General features: G+C 68.8%; 1 protein-coding gene. It reads right to left on the reverse strand.

Features of this window, described 5'->3' with window-relative positions; translation table 11 throughout:
- On the reverse strand, positions 1-949 hold a 949-nt coding region (locus ACF08W_RS35080), incomplete at its 3' end, for an IS481 family transposase (RefSeq protein ID WP_392281776.1).
- Positions 950-1,056: the final 107 nt, after the last annotated feature.

The raw sequence follows: 1,056 nt of genomic DNA on the forward strand, positions 1-1,056 counted from the left end.
TGTATTGACCCGCAGCGTTGTTGACGCGGCTGATCGGCGGGTGCCCGTCGAGTGCGGTGTGGCAGCGGTGGTGGTTGTAGGTGTGGAGGAAGTCTGCCAGGGCTTCGGTCCGTTCGGTGTTCGAGGTGTAGGGCCGTAGGTAGGCCCACTCGTCGAGGAGGGTGCGGTTGAAGCGTTCGACCTTGCCGTTGGTCTGTGGCCGGTAGGCCCGGGTCAGCTTGCCGGTCGCGCCGAGTTTCGCGAGGGCGGCCTTCCAGGCCAGGCCCTTGCGGTAGGCCCAGGCGTTGTCGGTCAGGACCCGTTCGATGCGGGTGATGCCGTGTCCGTGGAAGAACGCGGCCGCGCGGGCCAGGAAGCCGGCGCAGGTCGCGACCTTCTCGTCCGGGTGGATCTCGCTGTAGGCCAGGCGGGAGTGGTCGTCGACGGCGGAGTGGACGTAGTCGAAGCCCATGCCGCGGACGGGCCGGCCCGCGTCGCGGCCCAGCACGCGATGTCCGCCGCCGTCGGGGATCCGGCCGAGTTTCTTCACGTCGACGTGGATGAGTTCGCCGGGCCGGTCGCGTTCGTAGCGGCGGATCACGACTCCGGTCGGCCGGTCGATCCAGGCCAGCCGGTTCAGCCGGTGGCGGGTCAGGATCCGGTGCACGGTCGAGGCGGGCAGGCCCAGGATCGGGCCGATCCGGGCCGGGCCGAGCTTGCGGCTTTGCCGCAGGTCGCAGACGCGGGCTTCGACCGCGGAGGCGGTCCGGTGCGGGGTGGTGCGAGGCCGACTCGACCGATCGTGCAGACCCGCCTCGCCCTCGGTCCGCCACCGGCGGATCCATTTATGGGCCGTGGCCCGGGAGATCCCCATCTCGGCCGCCACATGAGCGACCGGACGGCCTGAGCAGACACGTTCGACCAGCAGTCTCCTACCGAAGACGGTCAGCCGGGCATTACGGTGGGGCACGAAGACCTCCGTGCGGTGAGTTCCTAGACAGTTCCCACCCCACCGGAGGTCTTCGCCATGTTCAAGACCAGACCAGTGTCAACAACGCTCGTGATCAATACACCTAG

It is taken from the genome of Streptomyces sp. NPDC015144 (assembly GCF_043079735.1).
Classification (GTDB): Bacteria; Actinomycetota; Actinomycetes; order Streptomycetales; family Streptomycetaceae; genus Streptomyces.